This window comes from Stutzerimonas stutzeri (assembly GCF_019090095.1).
Classification (GTDB): domain Bacteria; phylum Pseudomonadota; class Gammaproteobacteria; order Pseudomonadales; family Pseudomonadaceae; genus Stutzerimonas; species Stutzerimonas stutzeri_AN.
This window is the reverse complement of the sequence record NZ_JAGQFP010000001.1, coordinates 1641751-1668512: the sequence shown is the minus strand read 5'-3', so window position 1 is coordinate 1668512 and position 26762 is coordinate 1641751. Positions and strand designations below refer to the sequence as shown.

At 64.1% G+C, this 26762-nt stretch carries 29 protein-coding genes; 17 read left to right on the top strand and 12 right to left on the bottom strand.

Going from position 1 to position 26762, the window contains the following annotated elements; all coding sequences use genetic code 11:
- The first annotated feature begins 9 nt into the window (after positions 1–9).
- The 3 genes from KVO92_RS07270 to KVO92_RS07260 all read left to right on the top strand — a co-directional run bounded on the left by KVO92_RS07270 (position 10) and on the right by KVO92_RS07260 (position 979).
- The gene (locus tag KVO92_RS07270) at positions 10–159 is read left to right on the top strand and encodes a hypothetical protein (RefSeq protein ID WP_217474928.1); all 150 of its coding nucleotides are present in this window, start codon (positions 10–12) and stop codon (positions 157–159) included.
- A 93-nt stretch (positions 160–252) separates the two neighbouring features.
- Entirely contained in the window at positions 253–474 is a 222-nt protein-coding gene (locus KVO92_RS07265) for a hypothetical protein (protein ID WP_217474927.1), read from the top strand.
- Between the two features lie 76 nt (positions 475–550).
- Positions 551–979: a 3-isopropylmalate dehydratase gene (locus tag KVO92_RS07260; RefSeq protein WP_217474926.1), complete on the top strand. Its 429-nt coding sequence runs from the start codon at positions 551–553 to the stop codon at positions 977–979.
- Positions 980–1024: 45 nt separating this feature from the next.
- Here KVO92_RS07260 and KVO92_RS07255 read toward each other — a convergent pair whose 3' ends face one another.
- The gene (locus KVO92_RS07255; RefSeq protein ID WP_217474925.1) at positions 1025–2878 is read right to left on the bottom strand and encodes an SLC13 family permease; all 1854 of its coding nucleotides are present in this window, start codon (positions 2876–2878) and stop codon (positions 1025–1027) included.
- A gap of 285 nt (positions 2879–3163) precedes the next feature.
- Between KVO92_RS07255 and KVO92_RS07250 the strand changes: the two genes are divergently transcribed.
- The gene (locus KVO92_RS07250) at positions 3164–4069 is read left to right on the top strand and encodes an alpha/beta fold hydrolase (RefSeq protein WP_217474924.1); all 906 of its coding nucleotides are present in this window, start codon (positions 3164–3166) and stop codon (positions 4067–4069) included.
- Between the two features lie 182 nt (positions 4070–4251).
- Positions 4252–4977, top strand: coding sequence for an SIMPL domain-containing protein (locus KVO92_RS07245; RefSeq protein WP_336512610.1), 726 nt, complete (start codon positions 4252–4254; stop codon positions 4975–4977).
- Between the two features lie 24 nt (positions 4978–5001).
- On the opposite strand, the gene KVO92_RS07240 is transcribed toward KVO92_RS07245, so the two are convergent.
- On the bottom strand, positions 5002–6219 hold the full coding sequence (locus KVO92_RS07240) for an MFS transporter (RefSeq protein ID WP_217474923.1): 1218 nt from the start codon (positions 6217–6219) through the stop codon (positions 5002–5004).
- Between the two features lie 116 nt (positions 6220–6335).
- Positions 6336–6869 carry an ankyrin repeat domain-containing protein gene (locus KVO92_RS07235; protein WP_217474922.1) on the bottom strand — a complete coding sequence of 178 codons (534 nt, stop codon included), beginning with the start codon at positions 6867–6869 and terminating at the stop codon, positions 6336–6338.
- 170 nt (positions 6870–7039) lie between these two features.
- Here KVO92_RS07235 and KVO92_RS07230 point away from each other — a divergent pair, with 170 nt between their 5' ends.
- Entirely contained in the window at positions 7040–7252 is a 213-nt protein-coding gene (locus tag KVO92_RS07230; RefSeq protein ID WP_181101775.1) for a DUF3820 family protein, read from the top strand.
- 2 nt (positions 7253–7254) lie between these two features.
- On the opposite strand, the gene KVO92_RS07225 is transcribed toward KVO92_RS07230, so the two are convergent.
- Positions 7255–7785, bottom strand: coding sequence for a hypothetical protein (locus tag KVO92_RS07225; protein ID WP_217474921.1), 531 nt, complete (start codon positions 7783–7785; stop codon positions 7255–7257).
- Between the two features lie 287 nt (positions 7786–8072).
- Between KVO92_RS07225 and KVO92_RS07220 the strand changes: the two genes are divergently transcribed.
- The 3 genes from KVO92_RS07220 (at position 8073) to KVO92_RS07210 (ending at position 11947) form a co-directional block, all read left to right on the top strand.
- A complete protein-coding gene (locus tag KVO92_RS07220; protein ID WP_217474920.1) occupies positions 8073–9194 on the top strand; it encodes a beta-ketoacyl-ACP synthase III in 1122 nt (373 codons plus the stop codon).
- Between the two features lie 242 nt (positions 9195–9436).
- Positions 9437–10735: an OprO/OprP family phosphate-selective porin gene (locus KVO92_RS07215; protein ID WP_217474919.1), complete on the top strand. Its 1299-nt coding sequence runs from the start codon at positions 9437–9439 to the stop codon at positions 10733–10735.
- A gap of 84 nt (positions 10736–10819) precedes the next feature.
- Positions 10820–11947, top strand: a complete 1128-nt coding sequence (locus KVO92_RS07210) for a GNAT family N-acetyltransferase (RefSeq protein ID WP_217474918.1) — start codon at positions 10820–10822, stop codon at positions 11945–11947.
- Positions 11948–11954: 7 nt separating this feature from the next.
- Here the strand turns inward: KVO92_RS07210 and metR are convergent, their stop codons facing one another.
- Complete coding sequence (metR, locus tag KVO92_RS07205) at positions 11955–12881, bottom strand: transcriptional regulator MetR (RefSeq protein ID WP_217474917.1); 927 nt, start codon at positions 12879–12881, stop codon at positions 11955–11957.
- A 202-nt stretch (positions 12882–13083) separates the two neighbouring features.
- Positions 13084–13674: an exopolysaccharide biosynthesis protein gene (locus tag KVO92_RS07200; RefSeq protein ID WP_217474916.1), complete on the bottom strand. Its 591-nt coding sequence runs from the start codon at positions 13672–13674 to the stop codon at positions 13084–13086.
- Positions 13675–13829: 155 nt separating this feature from the next.
- Between KVO92_RS07200 and metE the strand changes: the two genes are divergently transcribed.
- A complete protein-coding gene (metE, locus tag KVO92_RS07195) occupies positions 13830–16130 on the top strand; it encodes a 5-methyltetrahydropteroyltriglutamate--homocysteine S-methyltransferase (protein ID WP_217474915.1) in 2301 nt (766 codons plus the stop codon).
- 121 nt (positions 16131–16251) lie between these two features.
- A complete protein-coding gene (gene ybaK / locus KVO92_RS07190) occupies positions 16252–16722 on the top strand; it encodes a Cys-tRNA(Pro) deacylase (protein WP_217474914.1) in 471 nt (156 codons plus the stop codon).
- Between the two features lie 18 nt (positions 16723–16740).
- On the opposite strand, the gene mltF is transcribed toward ybaK, so the two are convergent.
- The gene (gene mltF, locus KVO92_RS07185; protein ID WP_217474913.1) at positions 16741–18201 is read right to left on the bottom strand and encodes a membrane-bound lytic murein transglycosylase MltF; all 1461 of its coding nucleotides are present in this window, start codon (positions 18199–18201) and stop codon (positions 16741–16743) included.
- Between the two features lie 269 nt (positions 18202–18470).
- Between mltF and KVO92_RS07180 the strand changes: the two genes are divergently transcribed.
- Together KVO92_RS07180 and KVO92_RS07175 are read left to right on the top strand one after the other, a co-directional pair.
- The gene (locus KVO92_RS07180) at positions 18471–18767 is read left to right on the top strand and encodes a GIY-YIG nuclease family protein (RefSeq protein WP_217474912.1); all 297 of its coding nucleotides are present in this window, start codon (positions 18471–18473) and stop codon (positions 18765–18767) included.
- A gap of 67 nt (positions 18768–18834) precedes the next feature.
- Positions 18835–19773, top strand: coding sequence for a glutathione S-transferase family protein (locus tag KVO92_RS07175; RefSeq protein WP_217474911.1), 939 nt, complete (start codon positions 18835–18837; stop codon positions 19771–19773).
- A 51-nt stretch (positions 19774–19824) separates the two neighbouring features.
- Here the strand turns inward: KVO92_RS07175 and KVO92_RS07170 are convergent, their stop codons facing one another.
- Positions 19825–20622: an undecaprenyl-diphosphate phosphatase gene (locus tag KVO92_RS07170; RefSeq protein ID WP_217474910.1), complete on the bottom strand. Its 798-nt coding sequence runs from the start codon at positions 20620–20622 to the stop codon at positions 19825–19827.
- A 232-nt stretch (positions 20623–20854) separates the two neighbouring features.
- The gene (yejK, locus tag KVO92_RS07165; RefSeq protein WP_217474909.1) at positions 20855–21862 is read right to left on the bottom strand and encodes a nucleoid-associated protein YejK; all 1008 of its coding nucleotides are present in this window, start codon (positions 21860–21862) and stop codon (positions 20855–20857) included.
- A gap of 142 nt (positions 21863–22004) precedes the next feature.
- On the opposite strand from yejK, the gene KVO92_RS07160 reads away from it, so the two are divergent.
- From KVO92_RS07160 to KVO92_RS07150, 4 genes are all read left to right on the top strand, one after another.
- On the top strand, positions 22005–23216 hold the full coding sequence (locus KVO92_RS07160) for an MFS transporter (protein ID WP_254621305.1): 1212 nt from the start codon (positions 22005–22007) through the stop codon (positions 23214–23216).
- Positions 23213–23338 (top strand): hypothetical protein, encoded by a 126-nt coding sequence (locus KVO92_RS22765; RefSeq protein WP_272876503.1) that lies wholly within the window; start codon positions 23213–23215, stop codon positions 23336–23338. The genes KVO92_RS07160 and KVO92_RS22765 overlap by 4 nt, the downstream gene beginning before the upstream one ends.
- Positions 23339–23483: 145 nt before the next feature.
- A complete protein-coding gene (locus KVO92_RS07155) occupies positions 23484–23675 on the top strand; it encodes a hypothetical protein (protein ID WP_021209515.1) in 192 nt (63 codons plus the stop codon).
- Between the two features lie 3 nt (positions 23676–23678).
- The gene (locus KVO92_RS07150) at positions 23679–24110 is read left to right on the top strand and encodes a GNAT family N-acetyltransferase (RefSeq protein ID WP_217474908.1); all 432 of its coding nucleotides are present in this window, start codon (positions 23679–23681) and stop codon (positions 24108–24110) included.
- 1 nt (position 24111) lies between these two features.
- Here KVO92_RS07150 and rlmF read toward each other — a convergent pair whose 3' ends face one another.
- The 3 genes from rlmF to KVO92_RS07135 form a co-directional block, all read right to left on the bottom strand.
- Positions 24112–25116 carry a 23S rRNA (adenine(1618)-N(6))-methyltransferase RlmF gene (gene rlmF, locus KVO92_RS07145; protein WP_217474907.1) on the bottom strand — a complete coding sequence of 335 codons (1005 nt, stop codon included), beginning with the start codon at positions 25114–25116 and terminating at the stop codon, positions 24112–24114.
- Positions 25117–25161: 45 nt separating this feature from the next.
- Positions 25162–26331: a YbfB/YjiJ family MFS transporter gene (locus KVO92_RS07140; RefSeq protein WP_217474906.1), complete on the bottom strand. Its 1170-nt coding sequence runs from the start codon at positions 26329–26331 to the stop codon at positions 25162–25164.
- Between the two features lie 132 nt (positions 26332–26463).
- Positions 26464–26760, bottom strand: coding sequence for a winged helix-turn-helix domain-containing protein (locus KVO92_RS07135; protein WP_217474905.1), 297 nt, complete (start codon positions 26758–26760; stop codon positions 26464–26466).
- Positions 26761–26762: the final 2 nt, after the last annotated feature.

Here is a 26762-nt window from a genome sequence, read left to right as displayed (position 1 = left end):
GAGCCTGCCATGACCCCGACCCCCGAAGCCCCGCGCGGGCGAGACACGACCGACGACGAACAGCCGGACATCACCATGACCGATGCCGGCGAAAAAGAGCCGGGTGAAGACCCGGACTTCGATGACGCCGAAATCGATGGCGAGGACGACCGCCATTGAGCCAAACGGCGTTGCGCGCCGCTCGATGGCCGTCATGCCAAACAGACCTCAACACGCGAGACGGCGCCAACCGGCCTGATCGCAGGAGCTCGCATGGACAAGTATCACGTCAACCCGACCCCGTCGGGCTGGGAGCTGACCGATCAGCAATCCGGGGAAACGGTGCTGCGTACCCTGACCAAGGACGAGATGTACACGGGCCTTGATCGCTTCATGGCCGGCAAGACCGCCTCGGTGGAGGTCTATGGTCGCCATGGCAATCTCGAAGAGGAACGGCCGTATCCGGGCAGCAGCCATCCGATTTCGACTCGCTAGCGCAGTCATGGGCGGTCGGCACGGCATGCGAACCTGGCCTACCATCACCGTTTCGCTGATCGATCGGAGAATCCGTATGCGCCCCACGTTTGTCCTCGTCACCCTGCTGGCCCTGACCGGTTGCTCGTCCTGGCAGGCCGATCCAGCGGATATCAAGCCGGTGCCCGAGGAACGGTTGCGTGGCTATCAAACGCCCGTGGCCAACGGCGGCGAGTTGGTGGTGACCCGTGACTTCGGGATGCGCGGCGGTGGCTGCTACGTGGCGGTCATGGTTGATCGTCAGCTGGCCGCGCGCATCCATGTCGGCGAGCAGGTGCGCTTGCAGGTGCCAGCCGGGCTGCGCATCGTCAGCATCGAATCCGACCCGGAAGACGACACCCTGTGCGGCAAGGGCAGCCTGCTGCGTGAGCGGGCCGCGCGGGTCGAGCCGGGCGAAACGCTGCAGTTTCGTATCAGCAGCGACAACCGCATCGGCTTCGATATCCAGCAGCTGGATGCCCAATAACGGCGCCGGCCCGTCAGACTGATCCGTGGCGCCTCGGCGCAATCGCTACAGCGGCCAGACCCACAGAATGGCCGGCACGGCCACCAACACCACCAGGATCGAGAGCGGCAGTCCCAGGCGCCAGTAGTCGCCGAAGCGGTAGCCGCCCGGTGCCATCACCAGCGTGTTCGACTGATGGCCGATCGGGGTCAGGAACGCGCAGGACGCGCCGATGGCCACCGCCATCAGCAGCGGATCGGCAGATGCCTCCATACCGCGTGACAGGCTGATGGCCACGGGCGCTGCGAGCACCGCAGCGGCCGCGTTGTTGACCACATTGGACAGCAGCATGACCCCGGCCATGAGTATCGCCACCGTCGCTGCCGGCGGCGCCGCCTGGCCGATATTCAGCAGGGCGTCGGCGATCAGGCGCGAGCCACCGGTGGTTTCCAGCGCTTCGCCGATCGGCAGCATGGCGGCGATCAGGACGATGACCGACATGTCGATGCTCTTGTAGATTTCGCCAGTGGGCACCAGGCCGGCCAGTACCATCGCCAGCGCGGCTCCCACCAGCGCGATCGCCGCCGGAACCACGCCCAGCGCGATGAGCGCCAGCGCGGTGGCGAAGATACCGCTGGCCAGCCATACCTGGCGCGGCGCGGTGATGCGCAGACCGCGCGAGGCCAACGGCAGGCAACCAAGACTGTTCAATCTAGATTGCAGCTGCTCCTCGCGTGCTTGCAGCAGCAGAATGTCGCCTGCGGCGTAGCGGATGTTGCCCAGCCGCTGGCGCAACCGCTGGCCCTGACGGGCCACGGCCAGCACGTTCACACCATGGCGCTCGCGCAGCGCCAGACCGGTCGCGGTGGTGCCCACCAGCGGTGAGCTCGGCGTGACGATGGCCTCGACCAGCGCGCGCTCACCCTGACGGTCGCCGCCGGATTCGCCTGCCGCGTGCTGCTTGTCCGACGTGCCGCGGGTGTCCGCCTGCTTGTCCTGCTCGGCTTTCTCCTGGGCCTTGCGGTCGGCTTCGGGCGCCAGGGTCAGGTGGGTCTTGTCGAGAAAGCGCTTGAGGCTGTCGGAGTCGGCTTCGACCAGCAGCACGTCGTCGCGATGCAGCACTTCATAGGTCGAAGGCATCGGCTGATAGTGACCGCCGCGCACCAGGGCGATGACCACCACTTCCGCGTCGTCGCCGCCGGCGATGATCAGGTCGTGCAGGGTGCGGCCGGCGTACTTGCTGTCGTCCGGTACCTTCAGCTCGGTCAGGTAGGCGCTGATCTCGAACAACTCCTGATCGCCGCCCGGGTTATCCCGGCGTGGTATCAGGCGCCAGAGCAGGACAATCAGCAGCAGGCCGGCGACGGTGATCGCCAGGCCTACCGGTAGGAAATCGAACATGCGAAACGGTGTGTCGCCGAGTTCGCGCCGGTAGCCGGCGATGATGATGTTCGGTGGTGTGCCGATCAGGGTCAGGGTGCCACCGAGCAGCGAGCCGAAGGCCAGCGGCATCAGCAGATACGAAGGCGAACGGCCGCTCTGGCGCGACATCCAGATCGCGACCGGCATGAACAGCGCCAGTGCGCCGACGTTGTTCATGAAGCCCGAACACAACGCGACGATGCCGGAAAGCAGCAGCACCTGGGCCCAGGGGCGGTCGCCCACTTTGGTCAGGTGGCGTGCCAGCGAGTCCACCACGCCGCTGTTGAGCAACCCGCGGCTGACCACCAAAACCGCCGCCACGGTGATCACGGCCGGGTGGCCGAGCCCCATGAAGGCCTTCTCCGGCGGCACGATGCCAACCAGGACGACGACCAGCAGGGCCGCGAGGGCGACGATGTCGTAGCGCCATCGATTCCAGACGAACAAACCCAGCGTCGCGGCCAGCACGGCGAATACGATCAGCTGATCGCTTTGCATGAATCACTCCGAAAGACAGCCGCGCCGCGATCGGCCGGGAAGGCCGGGCGGGGCGGTGGGTGGAAGCAGGGCTTGGGTGGGCAGGGCACCGCCGCGTAGTCACAGTAGCCTGACGATGGACCTTCGGGCCAGCGGCGGGTTCGCTGTTCACGCCTGAGGCCATGACGGCCGTGGAAGCGTTGCACGGTGAATGCGGGCCTTGGCTGATTTCCGCGCGCGTGGCGCTGGCAAAAAACCAGGGCAGCGGGCATGGTGGTGAACGACCCCACGAACCGGCAACCGTCCATGTCCCAGCCTATTGTCCTGCACTGCCGCGATGGCTATCGACTCGAGGCGCAGCTCTGGCTACCCGCCGGCCAGGCGCGCGGCTCGGTGATCGTCAGCAGTGCCACCGGTGTCCTGGCCCGTTATTACGCGCGATACGCCGGCTTTCTGCGCGAGCAGGGGTATGCCGTGCTGACCTACGACTACCGCGGCATCGGCGGGTCGCGGCCAGCCAGCCTGCGCGGCTTTCGCATGCGCTGGTGCGACTGGGGCGACTATGACTTCGATGCCGCCGTGCGCTGGATGCGCGCGCGCGACCCGGACGGCCTGTTGGTGGCGGTCGGGCACAGCATCGGCGGCTTCCTGCCGGGTTTCGCCAGCGCGGCCACCGAGGTCGACCGCTTTCTCAGCGTCGGCGCGCAATACGCCTACTGGCGCGATTACGCGGCCGCGCACCGCTGGCGGATGTTCGTCAAATGGCACCTGTTCATGCCGAGCGTGACGGCGCTGTACGGCTATTTTCCCGGCCGCCGTCTTGGCTGGCTGGAAGACCTGCCAGCCGGCGTCGCGCGGGAGTGGGCGTTTCGCCGCGCGAAGCTGGAACACAGCTACCCCCACCCTGAACGCGAGCGGATCTTACAGCGCTTTGCCGCGGTCCGCGCACCGATCCTGGCGGTGAGCATGACCGATGACGAATACGGCACGCTGCCGGCCATCGAGCGCGGGCTGAGCTATTACCGCAACAGTCGTTGCGAGCATGTGCGGCTGAGCCCCGCCGAGTGGGGGCTGGAGCGTGTCGGGCACTTCGATCTCTTTCACGTGCGCCACCGGCAGGGCTTCTGGCAGGCAACGCTGACGTGGATAGGCGAGGGTCGCAATCCCTGGGCCACCGCAGCCGTCGAGTCGACGGCATGTGTGGTTGGCTGAGCTGCGTTCAGCATTCAGCTGAGTGGTTTTTTCGCTGCCGCGTGACGCAGCGCTTATTGAGGAGGGCACGGTACGCTCGCTCCACGGCTCGATGCGGTGGAGAGCCGGCGCAATGACCAGCTTTGTTAGCGGTCCGGATTGTCGAGTAGCATCGGCCTTTCTTTCTTCCGAGGAGCATCAACGTGACCACAGCGCGCATCGGTTTGTTACCCGCCGTATTGATCGCGGTTTCGGTGGCCTTCGCCGGTTGGTCGGTGGGGCAGGGCGTGGAGCGTTTTCGCATGGCGGATCGCTCGGTAACGGTCAAAGGCCTGGCCGAGCGCGACGTGCAGACTGATTTCGCGGTCTGGACGCTGGGTTTCCGCCGCGCAGGCAATGATTTCGCCAGTGTGCAGCAGCAGCTCTCCAAGGACCGCCGCGACGTCGTGGCATTTCTGCATGGGCAGGGCTTTAGCGATGACGAGATCGAAGTCCGTCCGCTGCAGGTACAGGACCTGCTGGCCAGGGAATGGGCACCGCAGGAAATCGCCCTGCGCTTCAACGGCAGCGGCCAGGTGGTGGTGAAGTCGGCGCGGATCGAGGCGGTCGGCAAAGCGGCCAACGGCGTCGACCCGCTGATCCAGGCCGGCATCCAGCTGGATACCGAACAGAATGGCGTCAGCGGGCCGCGCTATCAGCTGCGCGGCTTCAACGATCTCAAGCCGGCCCTGCTGGAAGACGCCACGCGCAACGCGCGCGAGCAGGCGAGTAAATTCGCCGAGGATGCCGGTGCACGCCTGGGCGAGCTGAAGACCGCCAACCAGGGCGTGATTCGGGTCCTCGACGACGACGGCAGCGACATGGACACCGGCCGTACGCCCGGCAAGCGCCTGCGCGTGGTCAGCACTTTCGAATACGCCCTGGAGTAACGGCAGCTGGCCTGGCGGGTCCGCTCAATCGCAGGCGGTGGCGGCGCCTGTGGTTGCTTCGCGTCCGTCGTGGGACGTCCAGGCCCACCAGAACACCAGCAAGCCGACCGCACCGGTCGCGGCGCCGATATAGCCGGTGGAGGTCCAGCCCAGCCCCGCGCTGATCGCCAGGCCGCCGAGCCAGGGACCGAGCGCGTTGGCGACGTTGAATGCCGAATGGTTGGAGGCGGCCGCCAGGGTCTGCGCGTCGGCGGCGACGTCCATCAGGTGCGTTTGCAGGGCCGGCGACAGCGAAACCATGGTGCCTACCGCGAAGGCCGCCGGGAGGATCGTCCAGAGGGAATGCGCGGCGAACGGGAACACCAGCAGCACGCAGATGCTCCAGAGCAACAGCCAGGCGATGGCCTTGAAGCGCAGCTTGTCGAACAGCCAGCCGCCAAACAGGTTGCCGACGATGCCGCCCAGGCCGAAAGCCGCCAACCCCACCGGTATCCAGCCTTCGCCGACACCGGTGGCCTCCAGCAGCGTCGGCGCCAGGTAGCTGAAAACGCAGAACATGCCGGCAAATCCGATCGAGCTGATGGCCAGCGCCAACCACACCGGTTTGCGGTTGAAGTCGCGCAGCTCGCGCATTGGATTGTTGCGCGGTTCGTTGCGATCGAGCGGCAGGAAGATCGCCACCAGCAATACCGTCAACAACGCAATCAGCCCCACCAGGCCAAAGGCCCAGCGCCAGCTCAGCCACTGTCCCAGCCAGGTCGCGATGGGGTTGCCGATCAGCATGGCGATGGTCAGGCCGGCCAGCACCCGACTGACCGCCTTGGCGCGTTGGTCCGCCGGCACCATCGACGCGGCCACCAGCATGGCGACGCCGAAGTACGCCCCATGGGGCAGGCCGGCGATGAAGCGAAACACCATCAGGGTGTGATAATCCGGCGCCATGGCGCTGGCGAAGTTGCCGAGCGCGAAAAAGCTCATGAGCAACAGCAGCAGGTGGCGGCGAAACAGGCGCGAACCGAGGATCGCCAGCAGCGGGGCGCCGACCACCACGCCCAGGGCGTAGGTGCTGATGACATGGCCGACCTGCGGCTCGCTGATGCCCAGGCCCTGCGCGACGTTGGGCATCAGGCCCATGATGGCGAATTCGCCGGTGCCGATGGCGAAGCCGCCCATGGCCAGTGCCAGTTCGATCAGGAGGATGGCACCGGGCGATAAGGTCGGTTTGCTGCTTGCGTGGGTCATGAAGGTCTCGGAATGGTCTGAAACGACGTGTCGTATTACCGGCGCGGTGTGCCGCGGTGGGTGTTCAGGGTTGGGTACGGATGGGCGACGGCCACCCTGCCTCCTGGCAGTCTCTCTCAGTTGCGCGCAGCCAGGGCATCGGCGATCAATCGTGGCGTGTGCTGAGCGCCCATGGTCTGGGCAGCGCTCAGCGGCGTGGCGCCATGGCTGTCGGCACGGGCAGGGTCGGCGCCGCGCTCGAGTAACAGCTCGACGATGGCGCTACGGTCGAACATGGCCGCCATCATCAGTGCTGTCTTGCCGTCGGGCGAGGCGCTTTCGACGTCGGCGCCGTGATCGAGCAGCAGGCGCGTCATGTCCAGGTCGCCCTTGAACGCTGCACCGGCCAGCGGGCTCTGGCCCTTGTCGTTGTACAGCTGCGGGTCGGCGCCATGTTCCACCAATACCCGCGAGGCTTCGAGGTGGCCGTGATAGCTGGCGAGCATGAGCAGGCTGTCACCGTTGTGGTTGCGAATATTGGCCGGCAGACCGCGTCGGAGCAGATCGGCCAGGCGCGCGGCGTCGCCCTTGCGGGTGCAGTCGAATACCTGCTCGGCGAACGCCAGTGCGGCGTCGTCCAGTGCGGGTTTGGGGCTGGCGGGGTCCGTCATCTCTGATCCTCGGTTTCGGGGTTGGCAGAGCGCCGTCAGCGCGCCCACGCGAGCGCGGCGCTCTGGCTATGACGCATCTATCCGACCGATAGCCAGCGCCAAGGTGCGAAATGGAATGACCCTGCACGCTATGGCAGTATCTGCGCCTCGCCCGCTATCGGTTCGTTGCGATGAAGCCCGAAGACCTCGAACGCCTGGTGACTCAGACGATGCCCTACGGCAAATACAAGGGCCGGTTGATCGCCGATCTGCCCGGCAACTATCTGAACTGGTTCGCCCGGGTCGGGTTCCCGCCCGGCGAGATCGGCCAGTTGCTGGCCCTGATGCAGGAAATCGATCACAACGGCCTGTCGCCACTGCTCGAACCGTTGCGTCGTCGCTGATTTCAGGCCTGGCTTTCGGCCTGTAGCGTCGCCAGCGCCGGAGCGGCATAGATGCCGACCTCCACCGCCAGCGCCATGACCCGCTCGAGGTCGCAGGTATAGACGAGCACGGCCTGCAATTCGTCATCGAGCGGCTCGCTGAAATCCACCAGCACGTAGCCGCCTTTTTCGGGATAGAGGCTGCTGAGTTGGGTCTGGATGCGGTTAAGCGCCTTCAGTGGCTCGGTCTTCGCCAGCTGCTTGGGTTTGAGGACGAAATCCACCTGCGGGCCGAACGAGCCGACGATCTGCTCGAACAGGGTCTGGTAGTCATCAGCCTGGAACAGTACGGTGTCGGGCAGGCTGCCGACGACCATCCATTCGCCCAGCGGGATGGGGAAGTCGTCGTCATAGATGATGTCCGGATTGGCCTGCAGGAAGCCCTGAGGATCGGCGTAGGCCTGGGCCGCTTCGTCTGCCAGACGACTGATTTCGTCGTCGCTCATGCAGCCTGAGCTGATCAGGCGGATCAGTTCGGCGAGTGGGTCTTTCATCGGGCGGTCCTGGCGTGTTGGGCCTGCAAGGATAACCGAAAGCCGCCCGGGGCTGCGGAGCGGGGATGGCACTGTCCGGCATACAACGATTCTGCCGGCTCGCCGCGAAGGCTGCCCGGTGAGCGTTTTGTCCACATTTCAATGCGCAGCTGCGGTTTCTCTCCGGTTTTCGTGCACAATAGCCGCCATATAAAACCAACGCGGCATGAACGAGGGCGAATGGCGTGATCCCGCCTCGCTTTGTTCCGGCGCAGAGAATGATCAGCCAATATTCAAGAGGAACGACCGTGCATAACGTCGTCATCAGCGGTACCGGCCTGTATACACCTGCCAACAGCATTTCCAACGACGAGTTGGTCGAGTCATTCAATACCTATGCCCGTCGTTTCAATGACGAGCATGCCGCGGCGATCGAGGCGGGCGACGTTCAGCCGGTGCCGGAGTCGAGCTCCGCCTTCATCGAGAAGGCGTCGGGTATCAAGAGCCGTTTCGTCACTGACAAAGCCGGCATTCTCGATCCGGATCGCATGGTTCCGCGCATTCCCGAGCGCAGCAATGACGACTGGTCGATCCTCTGCGAAATGTCGGTCAAGGCCGCCGAGCAGGCGCTGGAGCGGGCGGGCAAGACAGCTGCCGATATCGACGGTGTCATCGTCGCCTGTTCCAACCTGCAGCGTGCCTACCCGGCTATCGCTATCGAAGTGCAGGCCGCGCTGGGCATCAAGGGCTTCGGCTTCGACATGAACGTCGCCTGCTCCTCGGCCACCTTCGGCATCCAGAATGCCGCCAACGCGGTGCAACTGGGACAGGCGCGTGCGGTGCTGATGGTCAATCCGGAGATTTGCACCGGCCACATGAACTTCCGCGACCGCGACAGCCATTTCATCTTCGGTGATGCCTGCACCGCGGTGATCGTCGAGCGCGCCGACCTGGCCACCTCGCCGTATCAGTGGGACGTGGTCAGCACCAAGCTGGCAACCGAGTTCTCCAACAACATCCGCAACAATTTCGGATTCCTCAACCGCACCGCAGAGGAATACATGACCAACCCGGACAAGCTGTTCGTCCAGGAAGGGCGCAAGGTGTTTAAAGAAGTCTGCCCGATGGTGGCTGAGCTGATTGGCGAGCACCTGCAGCAAAACGGCATCGAGGTCAGCGCGGTCAAGCGCTTCTGGCTGCACCAGGCCAACCTGAACATGAACCACCTGATCGTGCGCAAGCTGCTGGGCCGCGATGCCAGCCCGGAAGAAGCACCGGTGATTCTCGACACCTACGCCAACACCAGTTCGGCCGGCTCGGTCATCGCCTTCCACAAGCACCAGGACGACCTCCCCGCGGGCAGCCTCGGCGTGCTCAGCTCCTTTGGTGCGGGCTATTCGATCGGTAGTGTCATCCTGCGCAAGCGCTGATACGAGCGCGTGACCAGAAGAGGGTGGGCCGAGGCCCACCTTTTTTTTTGGCCGTCACGCCGCGTCATCCCACTTTTCCAGCTGGGTAAGACGGGCATAAGGCATCTCGTTCTAAGTCCCCCTTGTCATAAAAGCTTTATGGAATAGCCACTTGGCTGACACACGCGCTGGCCAAGATGCCGGCAGCACAAAGAACCACGAGCTGTGTGTTTTCCAACGCTAAACCAAAAGGGGAATTTTCGATGATCCGTAAGCACTTCGCCGGTTTCGCCGCCAGCGCCCTCGCTCTGGCCGTTTCCGCCCAGGCTTTCGCTGGCACCGTCACGACTGACGGCGCTGACATCGTGGTCAAGACCAAAGGTGGCCTGGAAGTCGCCACGACGGACAAGCAGTTCAGCTTCAAGATCGGCGGACGTCTGCAAGCCGACTACAGCACCTTCGACGGCTTCTACACCCAGAACGGCGACAACGCCGACGCCGCCTACTTCCGTCGCGCATTCCTGGAAATCGGCGGCGTAGCCTTCCAGGACTGGAAATACCAGTTCAACTACGACTTCGCCCACAACGCCGGCAGCAGCGAAGACGGCTACTGGGACGAAGCATCCATTCAGTACTCGGGCTTCAACCCGGTGAACATCAAGATGGGTCGTTTCGATCCCGACTTCGGCCTGGAAAAAGCCACCAGCTCCAAGTGGGTGACTGCCCAGGAGCGTAACGCCGCCTACGACCTGGTCGACTGGGCCAACGGCCACCAGAACGGGCTGGGCATCCAGGTCAACAGCACGGCTGGCGACTCCCTGTACGGCTCGCTGGGCCTGCATGCCAAGGATCAGAACGACGTCGACGGCGAAAGCGTCAAGCAGGTCAACGCCCGTGCTGTCTTCGCGCCGATGCACGAGGCCGGCAACGTCCTGCACTTCGGCATCAACTTCGCCCAGCGCAACCTGGACGACACGGCCACCGACGGCCGTATCCGCAGCCGCCTGGGCATGCGCGGCGTGAGCACTGCCGGTGGTAACGATGCCGGCACCAACGGCAACCGCCTGTTGCTCGGTGGCGCGAACAACGCACCGGCGGGTTCTTACGGCGACGACACCGCGTTCGGCCTGGAAGCTGCCTGGGCGATGGGTCCGCTGTCCGTTCAGGGTGAATACATCACCCGCGAGATGGATTCCGATTCCGCTGCCTACGAAGACGTCGAGGCCAAGGGTTACTACGCCCAGGTCGCCTACACTCTCACCGGCGAAGCACGTGGCTACAAGCTCGGCCGCTTCGACCAGCTCAAGCCGGAAAACAAGCAGATCGGTGCCTGGGAAGTCTTCTACCGCTACGACCATATCGAAGCTGAAGATGACTCGGTCGGCCTCGTTGCCACCAACGACGTTGAAGGCAAGGTGCACAACCTGGGTGTGAACTGGTACGCCAACGAGAACGTCAAGCTCAGCGGCTACTACGTCAAAGCCAAGGTCGACAACGCCGAGAACGCCAACGGCGACGACGACGGCGATGGCCTGGTGTTCCGCGCGCAGTACGTGTTCTAACGTTTCTTCTCCCTCGTGATGCTTTTTTGAGCCCCGCTTTGGCGGGGCTTTTTTTCGCCGGGGTTACAGTCCAGACTGGCGCCCATGCCTATTCAGACCCTCTTTCGCCTCGCTGAGATCGAGCCCGCCCGCTGGGACGCCTTGCTCGGCGATGATCCGCAGCCTTTCGTTCGACACGCCTTCCTGTCCGCTCTGGAAGACAGCGGCAGCGTCGGTGGTCGCACGGGCTGGCGTGCACAGCATCAGCTGCTGGAAAACGCAGCCGGCGAGGCCGTCGCCGCGTTGCCGCTGTACCGCAAGACCCACTCCAGCGGGGAATACGTGTTCGACTGGTCCTGGGCCGATGCCTGTCACCGCGCCGGCATCGAGTACTACCCCAAGCTGCTCTGCGCGGTGCCATTTTCGCCGGTGACCGGCGCGCGCCTGCTGGGAGACCGAGAGGCGGCGGGCCAGTTGCTCGATGCGCTTTGCGAAGGGCTGGCGGAGCAGGGGTATTCAGGGCTGCACGTCAATTTCACCCAAGCGGATGCCGATGCGGTGGTGCGCGGTCGCGAGGGGTGGCTGGAGCGCATCGGCTGCCAGTTTCACTGGCACAACCGCGGCTACCGCGATTTCCAGGATTTCCTCGACGGCCTGACCTCGCGCAAGCGCAAGCAACTGCGCAAGGAGCGCGAGCAGGTGCTGGGGCAGGGCATCACGTTTGACTGGCGCGAAGGCCATCAGCTCAGCGAAACGGAATGGGACTTCGTCTACGCCTGCTATGCCAACACCTACCATGTGCGCGGCCAGGCGCCCTACCTGACGCGCGAGTTCTTCAGCCTGCTGGCCGAGCGCATGCCAGGATCCATTCGCGTTGTGTTGGCCGAGCAGAACGGCCGTCTGGTGGCCATGGCATTCAGCCTGATCGGCGGAGACGGGCTCTACGGGCGCTATTGGGGCTGTCAGGATGCCTTCGACCGGTTGCATTTCGAAACCTGCTTCTACCAGGGTATCGAACAGGCCATTGCGGCGGGTCTGTCGCGTTTCGACGCCGGCGCGCAAGGCGAGCACAAGCTGATCCGCGGCTTCGAGCCGGTCATTACCCGCTCCTGGCATTACCTGGTTCACCCGGGGTTACGCGCGGCAGTGAGCGACTTTCTGACCCAGGAGCGCCTGGGCGTTCTGCGCTATGCCGAGGGCGCGCGTGAAGCGCTGCCCTATCGGCAAGGCTGAGCGGCGATCATTTGGTTTTCGGTGCCGCGCTGACCCCTTCCAGCGTGGAGAAGGACGTGTCTTTGGCGGTGAGCAGGAAATCGCGCATGAAGGGCGAGTCGAGCATGTCGGCGCGAATACCGGCATAGAGCGTGGCGAACAGGCCTTTCTCACCCAGGCGCTTGGCGGTGACGTAGCCGCGCGTGCTGTATTCGTGCAGCGCCCAGTTGGGCACGCTGCATACGCCGCGCCCTGAGGCCACCAGCTGCATCATCATCACGGTCAGTTCCGAGGTGCGAACCTGCGCCGGCTCGACGTCGGCCGGCTCGAGAAAACGCGTGAAAATATCCAGTCGATCACGCTCCACCGGATAGGTGATCAGGGTTTCGGTCGCCAGGTCTTCGGCGCGCACGTAGGGGCGGGTCGCCAGGGGATGTTGATTGGCAACGGCCAGCAAGGCTTCGTAGGTGAACAGTGGGACGTAGGTGATGCCCGGCAGGTCGATCGGGTCGGAGGTCACCACCAGATCGAGGTCGCCCCGTGCCAGCGCCGGCAGCGGCGCGAAGGAGAACCCCGAGGCCAGGTCGAGTTCGACTTCGGGCCAGGCGTCGCGAAACTGATCGATGGTCGGCATCAACCACTGGAAACAGCTGTGGCATTCGATGGCCATATGCAGCCGTCCGGCCGTGCCGCCGGCGAGCCTGGCCAGATCGCGCTCGGCACTTCGCAGCTGTGGCAGCAGGCTGTCGGCCAGTTGGAGCAGGCGCAAGCCGGCGCTGGTAAAGCGCACCGGACGCGTCTTGCGCACGAAGAGCTGGAGGCCCAGGCGTTCTTCCAGTTCCTTGAACTGGTGCGACAGGGCGGATTGGGTCAGATGCAGGCGTTCGGCGGCTTCGACGAGGCTGTCCGTTTCGCGCAATGCATGAAGCGTTTTCAGGTGACGGATTTCCAACATGCTACGGCTTCCTGCTGTTTTCGCGGTCGAGCCTCGTATCCGAACGGATGCGGCCCGGGGATGAGCCAGTGACTTGAACACCGTTCATCTGCCGCCAAGTGTGTTCCAGCGGAGGCGCGCTTGTCGAGCGAGCGGAGCACGGCTCGATGCGGCGGCAGGTCACCGTCCTACCCCGGCCCGTTCGCCTAGGGTGACGCGCCGCCTATAGCCAGAGACGGGCCACGAGGTAACCCAACGTGCCGATGAACAACAGTGCGACGATGATCAAGGCACCGTCGCGCGCCATCATGCCCAGGCCGACAAAGCTCAGGGCAGCGCCTGCGATGGAATTGCCGAAGGGAATCAGCTCCAGCGGCGGCATGCTGGCGGCGATCAGCAGGCAGAGCAGGGCGTTGACGTACACCGCCCACCCTTCGGTCAGCACGGTGAGCCGATGCCGTAGCAGTCGGTCGACGAATCGCGCCGGCCGCCGGAGAAAGGCGAGGGCGCGGTCGTACTTGTGACGGCTGGCGCAGCGCCGCAGCAGCCAACCGGGCAACCAGAAGTGCTTGCGTCCGAGCAGCAACTGCACGGCGATCAGGCCCACCATCAGCGCGAAAAAACTTGGCAAGCCAGGGATGCCGGACAGTGGCGAGAACACCAGCAGGCCCGGAACCAGCAACAACGCGCCGAAGCTGCGCTGCCCGGTTGCTTCAAGCATGTGCTCGATGGTGATGGGCGCTCCGGGCTGGCCGGCCTGCGCCAGGTGGTCCAGCAGCGTACGCAGATTCTGCGGTGGATCTTGGGTCGTCATGGGCTTTCTCCGGCGGTCTGCCTTTAGAAAACCGCCGGGGCAAAATATCCATCATGAAAATCTTTAATGCTTAAGACGAATCGAGTGAGTTTGTTTCACGATTGAGAGGCGCGGACAATCGCCCCATCGAAACGCGAAATGTATTGGAGATCATGATGGCTGTTGCTCATTCCCTGGGGTTCCCACGCATTGGTGCCGACCGCGAACTGAAGAAAGCGCTGGAGGCATTCTGGAAGGGCGATATGGGGGAAGACGAATTGCAGCGAGTCGGTCGCGAATTGCGCGCCGCCCATTGGCAGCTGCAAGCCGATGCCGGCATCGAGTTGCTGCCGGTTGGCGACTTTGCCTGGTACGACCAGGTGCTGACGCATTCGCTGATGTTCGGTGTGGTGCCCGAGCGGTTTCGTCCGGCCGATGGCGTGCCGACACTCGACACCTTGTTCGCCATGGCGCGCGGCGTCACTCAGCAGTGCTGCGGCGGTACGCAGGCGCAGGAAATGACCAAATGGTTCGATACCAACTACCACTACCTGGTGCCGGAATTCACCGCAGGCCAGCGGTTCAGCCTCTCCTGGACGCAGCTGTTCGATGAAGTCGAGGAAGCGAGGGCGCTGGGGCACGCGGTCAAGCCGGTGCTGATCGGACCGCTGACCTATCTCTGGCTGGGCAAGGCCAAGGGGGAGGCGTTCGACAAACTGGAGCTGCTCGACCAGTTGCTGCCCGTTTACGGCGAGCTCCTCGAGCGTCTTGCCACGCAGGGCGTGGAGTGGGTACAGATTGACGAGCCGATCCTGATCCTCGACCTGCCCCAGGACTGGAAAAATGCGTTCGAACGCGCCTATAACCTGTTGCAGCGCGCGCCGCTGAAAAAACTGGTCGCGACCTATTTCGGCGGCCTCGACGACAATCTCGGCCTGGCTGCCACGCTGCCGGTGGATGGTCTGCATATCGACCTGGTGCGAGCGCCGGAGCAATACCCGGTGATCCTCGATCGCTTGCCGGCCTATAAGGTCCTTTCGCTCGGGCTGGTCAACGGACGCAATGTGTGGCGCTGTGATCTGGACAAGGCGCTGGAGGTCCTGCGGCATGCTGACGAGCGGCTCGGCGAGCGCCTCTGGGTGGCACCGTCCTGTTCCTTGCTGCATACCCCGGTGGATCTCGCGCGCGAGGACCAACTGGACCCCGAGCTCGAGAGCTGGCTCGCTTTTGCCGTGCAGAAGTGCACCGAGGTTTCGACGCTGGCCCGAGCATTGGCCACGCCGGAGGACCCATACGTGCAGACGGCACTGCGGCGCAGTCGCGACGTACAGGCGAGTCGGCGTGCCTCGCCGCGTATCCACAAACCCGCGGTGCAGGCGCGTCTGGCGGCGATCGAGCCGTGCCATCTTCAGCGACTGTCGCCCTTTGCCGAGCGGATCGAGACGCAGCGTGCGCATCTGGCGTTGCCTGCCTTTCCGACGACGACCATCGGCTCGTTCCCCCAAACGGTGGCGATCCGTCTGGCCCGCCAGGCGTTCCGGCAGGGCAAGCTGGCCGCGTCCGATTACACCGAAGCCATGCAAGCCGAAATCCGCCATGCGATAGCGATACAGGAGCAACTGGGGCTGGATGTGTTGGTGCATGGCGAGGCCGAGCGCAACGACATGGTCGAGTACTTCGCCGAGCAGCTGGACGGCTACGCCTTCACCCGCTTTGGCTGGGTGCAGAGCTACGGCTCGCGTTGCGTCAAACCGGCGGTCATCTACGGCGATCTGAGCCGTCCGGCACCCATGACCGTGGAGTGGATCCGCTACGCTCAGCAGCAGACCCGCAAGATCATGAAAGGCATGCTGACCGGGCCGGTGACCATGCTGATGTGGTCCTTCCCGCGCGACGACATCAGCCGCGAGCAGCAGGCGCAGCAGCTGGCGCTGGCCATTCGCGACGAGGTCTGCGATCTCGAGGCGGCAGGCATCCGTATCATCCAGATCGACGAAGCGGCCTTCCGCGAAGGGCTGCCGTTGCGTCAATCACAGTGGCGCCAATACCTCGACTGGGCGGTCGCGGCGTTCCGCCTGTGCGCCAGTGGCGTGCGCGATGAAACGCAGATCCATACGCACATGTGCTACAGCGAGTTCAACGACGTGATCGAGTCGATCGCCGCGATGGATGCCGATGTCATCACCATCGAGACCTCTCGCTCGCAGATGGAGTTGCTGGAGGCGTTCCGCGCCTTCGACTATCCCAACGACATCGGTCCGGGGGTCTACGACATCCATTCGCCGCGGGTACCGGACACGAGCGAGATGGTCCGGCTGCTGGAGCAGGCCTGCAAACGCATCCCGGCAGAGCGGCTATGGGTCAATCCCGATTGTGGACTGAAAACCCGCAACTGGCCGGAAACCGAAGCGGCGCTGGTCAACATGGTGGCAGCCGCCCGCCAACTTCGCGGTGCCCAGCAAGAGCAGGTGGCCTGAGGCGAGCACCGAGGGCCTCGTACCGGCGGGGCGGTTTGGCCCGACAGGGGGCCCGCACCGGTGCGGGCCGCGTTGTTTTTGGCTAATGTAGCGGGCCTCATCCAGCGAACCCATGTGCGCCATGACACCTGCAATCGATCTGTTGAAGAAAGCCAAGTCCGAGTTCCGTATCCACAGCTATGAGCATGACCCGAAGTCCGCGTCGTACGGCCTCGAGGCCGCCGAGAAGCTCGGGCTCGAGCCGGCGCGCGTGTTCAAGACGCTGCTGGCCTGCAGCGAGAAGAACGAGTTGCTGGTCGCGGTGGTGCCGGTTACCGGCAGCCTCGATCTCAAGGCGCTCGCACACGCGGCGAAGGTGAAAAAGGCGGATATGGCAGATCCCGCCGCGGCGCAGCGGGCGACCGGTTACCTGGTCGGTGGGATCAGCCCGCTGGGGCAGAAGAAGCGGTTGCGCACCTTCATTGACGATTCGGCGCAGAGCTTGTCGAGCCTGTTCGTCAGTGCTGGGCGAAGGGGCCTGGAAGTCGAGCTGGCGCCTCAGGCGCTCGCCGAGCACACCGCTGGCAGCTTCGCGCCGATTGGCCGCGGCTGACTCGGACGCGCAGCGCCTTCAGAGCGGCGGCAGCATTTCGCCGAGATCGGTGGCGTTGATGCCCGGCGTGTGGAACTCGTTGTTCACCAACTGCTGGCCTTCCATCTGCGGCTGGGTTACCCAGGTCAGGATGTCGTAGTAACGGCGGATGTTCGCCACGAAATGTACCGGCTCGCCGCCACGGGCGTAGCCGTAGCGCGTCTGGGTGTACCACTGTTTTTGCGCCAGGCGTGGCAGCATCTGTTTGACGTCGAGCCACTTGTTCGGGTCGAGCCCTTCGCGCTCGGCCAGTTTGCGCGCGTCCTCCAGATGACCGCCACCGACGTTGTAGGCTGCCAGGGCGAACCAGGTGCGGTCAGGCTCCTGGATACTCTCGGGTAGGCTGTCGCGTATCTGGACGATGTATTTACCGCCGCCCTGGATGCTCTGAGCCGGATCGAGGCGATTGGATACGCCCATCGCCTTGGCGGTATTGAGCGTCAGCATCATCAGGCCGCGCACGCCGGTCTTCGAGGTGGCCTCGGGTTGCCAGTGTGATTCCTGGTAACCGATCGCGGCCAGCAACCGCCAGTCCACGCCGTGCGCCTTGGCTGTTTCACGGAAGATCTTTTCGTAACGCGGCAAGCGCTGTTGCAGGTGTTTGGCGAAGGCGTAGGCGCCGACGTAACCGAGCACATCGACATGTCCGTAATAACGTTCGCGCAGGCGCTGCAGGGTGCCGTTCTCACGAGCCAGGTCGAGGAACTGGTTGGCCGCCTCGATGACGCTGTCGTCCTCGCCTTTGCCGAATATCCACGCCAGGCTGTTCTGCCCGCCCAGGTCGAACGCCGCGCGGGCATTGGCAAAGTACACCTGGTTGAGCGCCAGCTCGTTGGACTCGACCAACGTCAGGTCGATCTGGCCTTCATCGACCATGCGCAGCAGGTCGACCACCTCGACCGCGTCGGATTCTTCGTAGCGCAACCCAGGCAACTCGGCCTGCAGCGCCTGGAGCTGTTCGGCCTGGCTGCTGCCCTTGAGCACCAGGATACGCTTGCCGACCAGGTCTTCGGGCTGGGTCGGCCGGCGTTGCCCGCTGCGGTAGACCACTTGGGTGGTGACATCCAGGTAGGGTTTGCTGAAACGTGCCACGTCCTTGCGACTATCGCTGGCGACCAGGCCGGCAGCCGCCAGGGTCGGGCCGCCCGGCCGATTGAGCCGGGCGAACAGGTCTTCGATGCTGTCTGCGGTTTCGATCTGCAGTTTGACGCCGAGGTGGCTGGCGAAGCGCTTGACCAGCTCGTATTCGAAACCGGCTTCGCCGTTGCGGTCCTGGAAATAGGTGGACGGACTGTTACGGGTGATCACGCGCAGGACGCCTTCCTCCTTGATACGCTCGAGCGCGCTGGGCGGTTCAGCGCAGCTGCTGAGCATCAGGAAGAGTCCGGTCGCCAGCAACCAGGCGGTGCAGCGCTTTCGGAACGCGGATTGGGCAAACATCGGCGCAGTATACGCAAAGGCGAACCGCCACCATATCTCGACAGGATCGACGGACTTTGCTAAGCGAAACGGCGCCGAGTGTTGCTCGTCGTAGCGGATCGCTTGGCCGCGGGCGCTTGCAGACCGCTCAAGCTGCCAGCGCCCGCAGGCCGGTCTGCTCCCGCATGGTGCCCGCAGGGCTTGCCGCGCATGACCCGTAGCGGGAAAATTCCGGCCCCGTTGCGGACCCGTGCCGTGTGGCCATTCACCCTATCGAAAGAGTCCGTTGCATGAGCGTCGTTTCCGTGAAGCCATGGTTCGTTTATCTGGTGCGCGCGGCCAACGGTGCCCTGTATTGCGGAATAAGCGACGATGCACAACGCCGCTTCGCGGCGCACCAGAGCGGGCGGGGCGCACGCTTCTTTCATTCAAGCCCGGCGGTCGCCCTGGTTTATGTCGAAACCTGCGGCAGCAAGGGCGATGCGCTGCGTCGCGAGCGCGCGATCAAGCAGATGAGCAAGGCCGCCAAGGAAGCCCTGGTCTCGGCTCAGCGCCTCGATTCGGTGAATGGTCAGGCAATCAGCTGAACGGGTAGGCCGCTTGGTGCGCCGCGAGTAAGCTTCCGATCTACCTTCAAGACCTATGGAGCCGGCTATGCACGAAATCATTCTGCACCACTATCCCACCTCGCCGTTCGCTGAAAAGGCGCGGCTGATGCTGGGCTTCAAGCAGCTGTCTTGGCGTTCGGTGGCCATCCCGCCGATCATGCCGAAACCGGATCTCACCGCGTTGACCGGCGGTTATCGGCGCACCCCGGTGTTGCAGATCGGTGCCGATGTGTATTGCGATACCGCGCTGATGGCCCGTCGTCTGGAGGCTGAGAAAAGCACGCCAGCGCTGTTCCCTGAAGGTCAGGAGTTCGTCGCCGCGACGCTGGCCCAATGGGCCGATTCGGTGCTGTTCCTGCATGCGGTCAGCTTGGTATTCCAACCCGAGTCCATGGCCCTGCGCTTCGCTCAGGTGCCCAAGGAGTTCGTCCAGGTCTTCAGCAAGGACCGCGCCGAACTGTTCAGCAATGGCTCGGTGTCGCGCATTCCGCTGGAACAGGCCAAGAATCACTGGCCGGTGCTGATGGCGCGTCTGCAGCAACAGCTGGCACGTGGCGAGGGCGAATTCCTGCTGGGCAGCGCACCGTGCGTCGCGGACTTCGCCGTGGCGCATTGCCTGTGGTTCCTCAAGGGCACGCCGGTCACCGCGCCATTGGTCGACGATTATCCGGAGGTGGCGGCATGGCTGGGCAAGGTGCTTGGTGTCGGGCATGGCTCGCACAGCGAACTGTCCGCCGAAGAAGCCTTGAAATGTTCCCGCGAGGCAACGCCGGCGCCGTTGCCAGATGAAGCCTTCTTCGAGCCCAGCGGTCTTCAGGCAGGCCAGTCGGTCACCATCAGCGCGGTGGATTACGGCACGGATCCGGTGGCTGGCGAGCTGGTGTTCGCCGGGGTCGAAGAGCTGATTCTGCGTCGTGAGGACGAGCGCGCCGGCGTGGTGCACGTACATTTCCCACGCATCGGCTATCGCATCGAGGCGAGCTGATGTCCGGATCCGCGGCGCGGGGACGCGCTGCGGATCCTGAAGGGCGTCCGTTTACAGCGCGATGAACAGCAGCGTCACGCCCAGCAGCAGTCGGTAGATCACGAACGGCAGCATGCCGAGCGCATCCAACGCCTTGAGGAACAGCTTGATGCAGAGGAAGGCGGCGACGAAGGACAGCGCCGCGCCGATGAAGATGTCGTTCCACTGAGCCGCTTCTCCCGATTGCACCAGCTCGACGGCCTTCAGCCCGCCCGCGGCGAGAATCAGCGGTATCGACAGTAGAAACGAGAAGCGTGCGGCAGTCTGTCGGGTGAAGCCCAGCAGCAGCGCGGCGGTCATGGTGATGCCCGAGCGTGATGTGCCGGGGATCAGCGCCAAGGCCTGGGCAAAACCGATGATCAGCGCGCTTTTCCAGGTCAGTTGTTCCATTTCGGCGACCCGCTGGCCCTTGACGTCCGCGTACCAGAGCAGCAAACCAAAGATGATGGTGGTGGCGGCGATGAACAGCATCGAGCGGGTGTACTGCTCGATGTAGTCCTCGAGCAGCAGCCCGATGATCGCTGCTGGCAGCGTACCGATGATGATCGCCCAGCCCAGCCGGCTTTCGGCGCTGGCCTGCCGGGTGAAGACGTGCGCCAGCCAGCCCCGAGCCGTGGCGATGACTTCATGACGGAAGCAGATCAGTACGGCCAGCAGTGTACCGACATGCACCGCAACGTCGAATGCCTGCCCCTGGTCCGGCCAACCCAGTACCTGGGAGGGCAGGATCAGATGAGCGGAGGAGGAAATCGGGAGAAATTCGGTGATGCCCTGAACCAGGGACAGAATAATCAGGTGCAGCCAATCCATTGTGAATCCTTAACCAGAACGGGTCTTGCGCAGGCGCGGCGGTAATCGAGCAGCCATGAGACTCGCCAACTTGCATTTCATTTCATCGGCGATGGGCAAATTTCGTTGCCTGGCAGCCTGACGCCGCCGATCCGCGCAGAGCGGGCAGGTGTCGCCTGGACGTGGCTGCTGTCTCGGCGACAACCCTGCGCCATGCGGCGCAAGGGGAGCGGGGTGGCGGGCTCGCCGCGGATCAGTCCTTGCGGCGTTTGAGCTGGTCGGTCAACTGGGTCGGCAGTTGGCGGATGATCAGCATGTTGCGGGCTTCGTCATACTCGATCTTCGAGCCCAGCAAATGGGATTCGAAGCTGATCGACAGGCCCTCGGCGCGTCCGGTGAAGCGCTGGAACTGGTTGAGGGTGCGCTTGTCGGCGGGTATCTCCGGCGAAAGGCCATAGTCCTTGTTGCGAATATGGTCGTAAAAGGCGCGCGGGTGTTCTTCATCGATCACCCCGGACAGCTCCTCCAGCGACATCGGCTCGCCGATCTTGGCCTGGCTGCTGGCGTAACCGACCAGGGCGCTGGTTTTCTCGCGTGCCTTCTCTTCGGGCAGGTCCTCGCTTTCAACGTAATCGCTGAAGGCCTTGAGCAGCGTGCGCGTCTCGCCGGGGCCGTCGACGCCTTCCTGGCAGCCGATGAAGTCACGGAAGTACTCCGAGACCTTCTTGCCGTTCTTGCCCTTGATGAAGGAGATGTACTGCTTGGATTGCTGGTTGTTCTTCCACTCGGACAGGTTGATCCGGGTGGCTAGGTGCAACTGCCCGAGGTCGAGGTGCTTGGCCTCTGCCACATCCAGCGCATCGGTCACCGTCACGCCGTTGCTGTGATGCAGCAAGGCGATGGCCAGATAATCGGTCATGCCCTGCTGGTAATGAGCGAACAGCACATGGCCGCCGGTGGAGAGGTTGGACTCTTCCATCAGTTTCTGCAGGTGCTCGACCGCCTGCCGGCTGAACGCCGTGAAATCCAGGCTGCTGTCCATGTACTGGCTCAACCAGCCACTGAACGGATAAGCCCCCGACTCTTCGTGAAAGTAGCCCCAGGCCTTGCCCTGCTTGGCGTTGTAGCTCTCGTTGAGATCGGCCAGCAGGTTCTCGATGGCCTGGGATTCGCCCAGCTCAGAATCGCGGGCGTGAAGCACGGCTGGCGTGCCGTCCGGCTTTTTTTCGATCAGGTGAACAATGCAGTGGCGGATGGGCATGGGGTTACTCGCGTCGGGTGAGGCAGACGGGCGGCAGTTTACCCGAGCCGTCCGCTCCATCGCAGAGCAAAAAGTGGATGCGGGAGGGCGGGCGGATGCGAGTAAGATGGATGCCCCCTCATTTTTGCTAAGTGTGTCGGCGATGAATGCGATATGGCGCAACAGTGTCTGGATCCTACTGGGTGGCTCGCTGATCCTGGCCGTTTCCCTGGGTACGCGGCACGGCTTCGGCCTGTTCCTGCCGCCAATGAGCGCGGAGTTCGGCTGGGGGCGCGAGGTGTTCGCCTTCGCCATCGCCCTGCAGAACCTCATCTGGGGGCTGGCGCAGCCCGTGACCGGTGCGCTGGCCGACCGCTTCGGTGTTGCCCGGACGGTCCTGATCGGCGGCGTTCTCTATGCCGTCGGGCTGTTGTTCATGGCCGGTGCGGATTCGCCGTTGTCGCTCTCGCTTAGCGCCGGTCTGCTGATCGGCTTGGGCCTGTCCGGCACTTCGTTCTCGGTAATTCTCGGTGCGGTCGGCCGTGCCGTACCGGCCGAAAATCGCAGCATGGCCATGGGCATCGCCAGCGCCGCAGGCTCGTTCGGACAGTTCGCCATGCTCCCCGGTACGCTCGGTCTGATCGGTTGGCTGGGTTGGTCTTCCGCCTTGCTGGCGCTGGGGCTTCTGGTGGCGCTGATCATGCCGCTGGCCCTGATGCTGCGCAGCGGGCCGCCAGCACCAACAACCGGACCGCAACAATCATTGGGCGAGGCGCTGCGTGAGGCGGCCGCTCATCCAGGTTTCCGTTTGCTGGCACTGGGCTTCTTCGTTTGCGGTTTTCAGGTGGTTTTCATCGGCGTCCACCTGCCGGCCTACCTGGTCGACCAGGGCTTGCCGGCCATGGCGGGCACCACGGTGCTGGCGCTGGTCGGGCTGTTCAATATCGTCGGCACCTATACCGCGGGCTGGTTGGGCGGCTGTTACTCGAAGCCCAAACTGCTGACGGCTCTGTATCTGCTGCGGGCGGTGGTCATCAGTGCGTTCTTCTTCGCGCCGCTGAGCCTCTGGACGGCTTACGCCTTCGGCATCGCCATGGGCCTGCTGTGGCTGTCGACGGTGCCGCTGACCAATGGCACGGTGGCGACGCTGTTCGGTGTGCGCAACCTGTCGATGCTCGGAGGCATCGTCTTCCTGTTCCATCAGATCGGCTCGTTCTTTGGCGGCTGGCTGGGTGGTTGGGTGTATGACCACACCGGTAGCTACGATCTGGTCTGGCAGATCTCCATCGCGCTCAGTCTGATGGCGGCGGCTTTGAACTGGCCGATTCGCGAGCTGCCGGTCGAGCGCGTACGCCTGGCGGCAGGCACGGCATGATGCACAACGGGTGGCGCTTCGCCGGCGCGGCGCTATTGCTCGCGCTGTTGCTGGCAGCCGCCTGGTGGGGATGGCAGCGGGGTGGGCTGGCCCTGCTGCAACTCGGCGTAGGGATGTGCTGAACGGCTGTTTCGCTGTTTTTCCCACCACCAGGGAATCAATTCGTCACCGATGGCTCCAACAAGCGAGACGCATGCGGTTTGTCGCAGAACCGTAACCAAAGCCCTGTAAAAAGCTGCGGCATGCAGTTATCTGGAGCCAACCAACATGTCCACTCTTACCGAACTAGCCCAACAGATCGCCCAGTTGTACCCCTTGCAGGACAAGCGTGTCGGCAAGCGCTACCGCGTCGTCGGTGAGCTGGCGGGGATGACCGAGTTGGAAGAGATCAACGGTGAGCCGCGCTACATCCAGACCATGGCGCTGAAGAACAAGCAGCTCTGGGATCTGGCGGTCTGAGCCATGCCCCGGGTGCGCGAGGCCTGCCCGGACGATGCGGTACCGATGGTGCGTCTGCTGGGTGAGCTTGGCTACCCGGGAAGTGAGGCCTTCATCGATCGCCGGCTACGCCAGCAGCTGGCTCACGATGATGCCTGCCTGCTGGTCGCCGAAGGAGATGACGGCCAGGTGCTCGGCTTCATCTCGCTGCATTTCGTCATCCAACTGGCCCTCGAGGGCGATTTCTGCCGAATAAGCTACCTCTGTGTCGACGCCACTGCGCGTGGCCAGGGGATTGGCGAGCGGCTGGTGCAGGCCGCCGAGCAGCTCGCTCGCGCGCGTGGTTGTGATCGTCTGGAGTTGCACTGCGATGAGCGTCGTACGGCGGCCCATCGCTTCTACACGCGGCTGGGCTACCAGGAAGCCCCCAAGTATTTTCGTCGCTCGCTGAAGTGAATCAGCCCGGTTGGGGCTTCCAGCGTGCGGCCCGCCATGCGCTGCGTCGATCGTCGGTCAGATAGGTCCAGGCGACGAAGCGGCTGCGTTTCTGCCCTTGCGACATGTCCGACACCTGTACGTGCTGAGCGCCGAGTTTTTTCAGGCGTGCCTGCAGCGGTTGGACATTGCCCGCCTTGGAGACCAGTGTGGTGAACCAGCAAACCTGTTGGGCCACTTCGCGGCTCTCAACGGCGAGGCGGGCGATGAAGGCCGCTTCACCGCCTTCACACCAGAGTTCCGCCGCTTGCCCGCCAAAATTCAGCGCCGGTAGCTTGCGTGTCGGATCGAGCTTGCCGAGATTGCGCCATTTGCGTTGGCTGCCGCTGCTGGCTTCGGCCTGGGAGGTATGGAAGGGCGGGTTGCATAGGGTCACGTCGAAACGCTCGTCTGGCTGTACCAGACCGACGAAGACATGCCGGGGATCGGGCTGCTGGCGCAAGCCGATGCTTTTGCCGAGGGCGTTGGCCTCGACGATGATGCGTGCCGAGGCCAGTGCGACCGCGTCGATGTCAGAGCCTGTGAAGCGCCAGCCATATTCGCGCTGGCCGATGAGGGGGTAGATGCAGTTCGCCCCGGTGCCGATGTCCAGCGCCCGGATCAGTCCGCCACGCGGGATTTCGCCTGCGTTATCGAGCGCCAGAAGATCGGCGAGACCGTGCACATAGTCCGCGCGGCCCGGAATCGGTGGGCACAGGTAGCCTGGCGGAATATCCCAATGGGCGATCCCGTAGAACTGCTTGAGCAGCGCCCGGTTGAACACTCGCACGGCGTCGGGATCGGCGAAATCGATGCTTTGCTTGCCGTAGGGGTTGAGGATGACGAAGGCCGCCAACTCGGGGCTGCCGGCGATGAGCGCCGGAAAGTCGTAACGCCCGGTGTGGCGATTACGCGGATGCAAGGTGGGCTTGCCGGCGTCTGGCTTACCGTTGCGCGGCGGCGTTTTGGGGCGTGATGGAGCGGGCATGTTCGGCTGCCGGTAGCGGTCAAGACCGGTATTGTCCCACAGCTTTCAGCGCGGGCGTGGCACCAGCAGCATCCATACCAGGCCCCATAGCAGCGCGCCAGCACCCAGCCAGAAGGCACTATGCAAGGTTCCGCCCATGTTCAGCCAGATGCCGGTCAGCCAAGGCCCTGCGAGTTGGGTCAGGCTGTAGAGGGCAATCAATGCGGCCGACAGGCGTGGCCCCTGATGGGGATGCAAGGTGCGAGCGAGTCGCTGGGTCAGCAGAACCGTGCCGAGAAAGGTGCCGCCCACCAGCACGGCGCATATCAGGATGCCGGGCGCGCCCGGTAGCAGTAGCGCCGCCAGCACGCCGATGAGCTGCGTGATGTAGCTGAACCGTAGCGCCAGGGTATCGCCAAGCAGGGCGCCGAGCCGATTCCACAACCACGGAGAGGGAAGGGTGGACAGCGCCACGACCAGCCAGCTGCTTTGAATCAGTGGACTGCCTGGCTCGACCTGCAGGCGCACCACCATCGGCAGAAAGGTCATGGGCAGGATGTAGCCCATACCCGCACCGGCATAGGAAAGAAACAGCGGCGTGCTGGCGCGGTCGAGCAACCGTCCGCTGTGGCGGGGCGTCTCGCCTGGGCTGGGCTGATCGTCTGGCAGATCCAGGCGCGACAGCTGCCGCCAGCCCCACCAGGCCAGCGGAATCGACAGCAAAGCGGCGGGCCACCAACGCTCGGCGCCCTGCAGGGAACCATTGCTCAGACTCGCCAGCAGGCTGGACAGGATCAACCCGACGCAGGCTCCGAGATACACCAACCCGCTGGACGACACCCGCCGATGGCGTGCGAGCCATTCGAGAATCAGCGAGGGCGCCTGGACGAACACCAGGCCATTGCTGACGCCATTGAGCAGGCGCAGCACGGCAAGCAGCTCGGCTGATTCTGCCTGGGTTTGCCCCAGCGTCGTCAGCACGTGCAGCACCAGCGCCCAGGGCAGGCTGTGGCGAATCTGTGCGACGCGATGCCAGCGCAACGCCAGCAGCGCGCCGATCAGATAGCCCAGGTAATTCCAGGTGGCGATGCTGGCGCCCTGCTGCACCGTGAGCACGCCATCCTCCACCAGCGATGGCAGCAAGGGTGTGTAGACGAAGCGACCGAGCCCGTGAACGACGAGCAACAGCGTGGCGCCGGCCAGCAGTACCGGGAACAGGGCGGGGCGTGGGGACATCGAAGGCGAACCATGCAGGCAAGGTGGCCTTACAGCTTAGCGGCCGGTGCGACAAAGGACCACGCGACTCATGGCTAGGCCCGATGGTCGAGGGAGTCGGACCGACGATGACCGGATCGAACCGGCGATGGCTCAGGGATAGGCCAGAACAGTCTTGATCTGCGCCAGGTTGCGCTCGATCCACTGCGGGTCGATCGCGCCCCAATCGTCAATGCGATAGCGCCCGTCGTTGTGCCGCTCACCGGCTTGCTGCACGAAACGGCAGCCGATATCCAAGTCTGCCAGCGCCGCCAGCGTATCTTGAGCGGTACGCCGCGGCATGCCGGTCGCCTCGACGAGGGCCGGGACGCTTGTGGCGGTGCCGCTATCGATCAGCCAGGCGACATAGAGCCGGCGGTAGAAGCTGGTTTTGGTCTTGCTGACAGTCATAT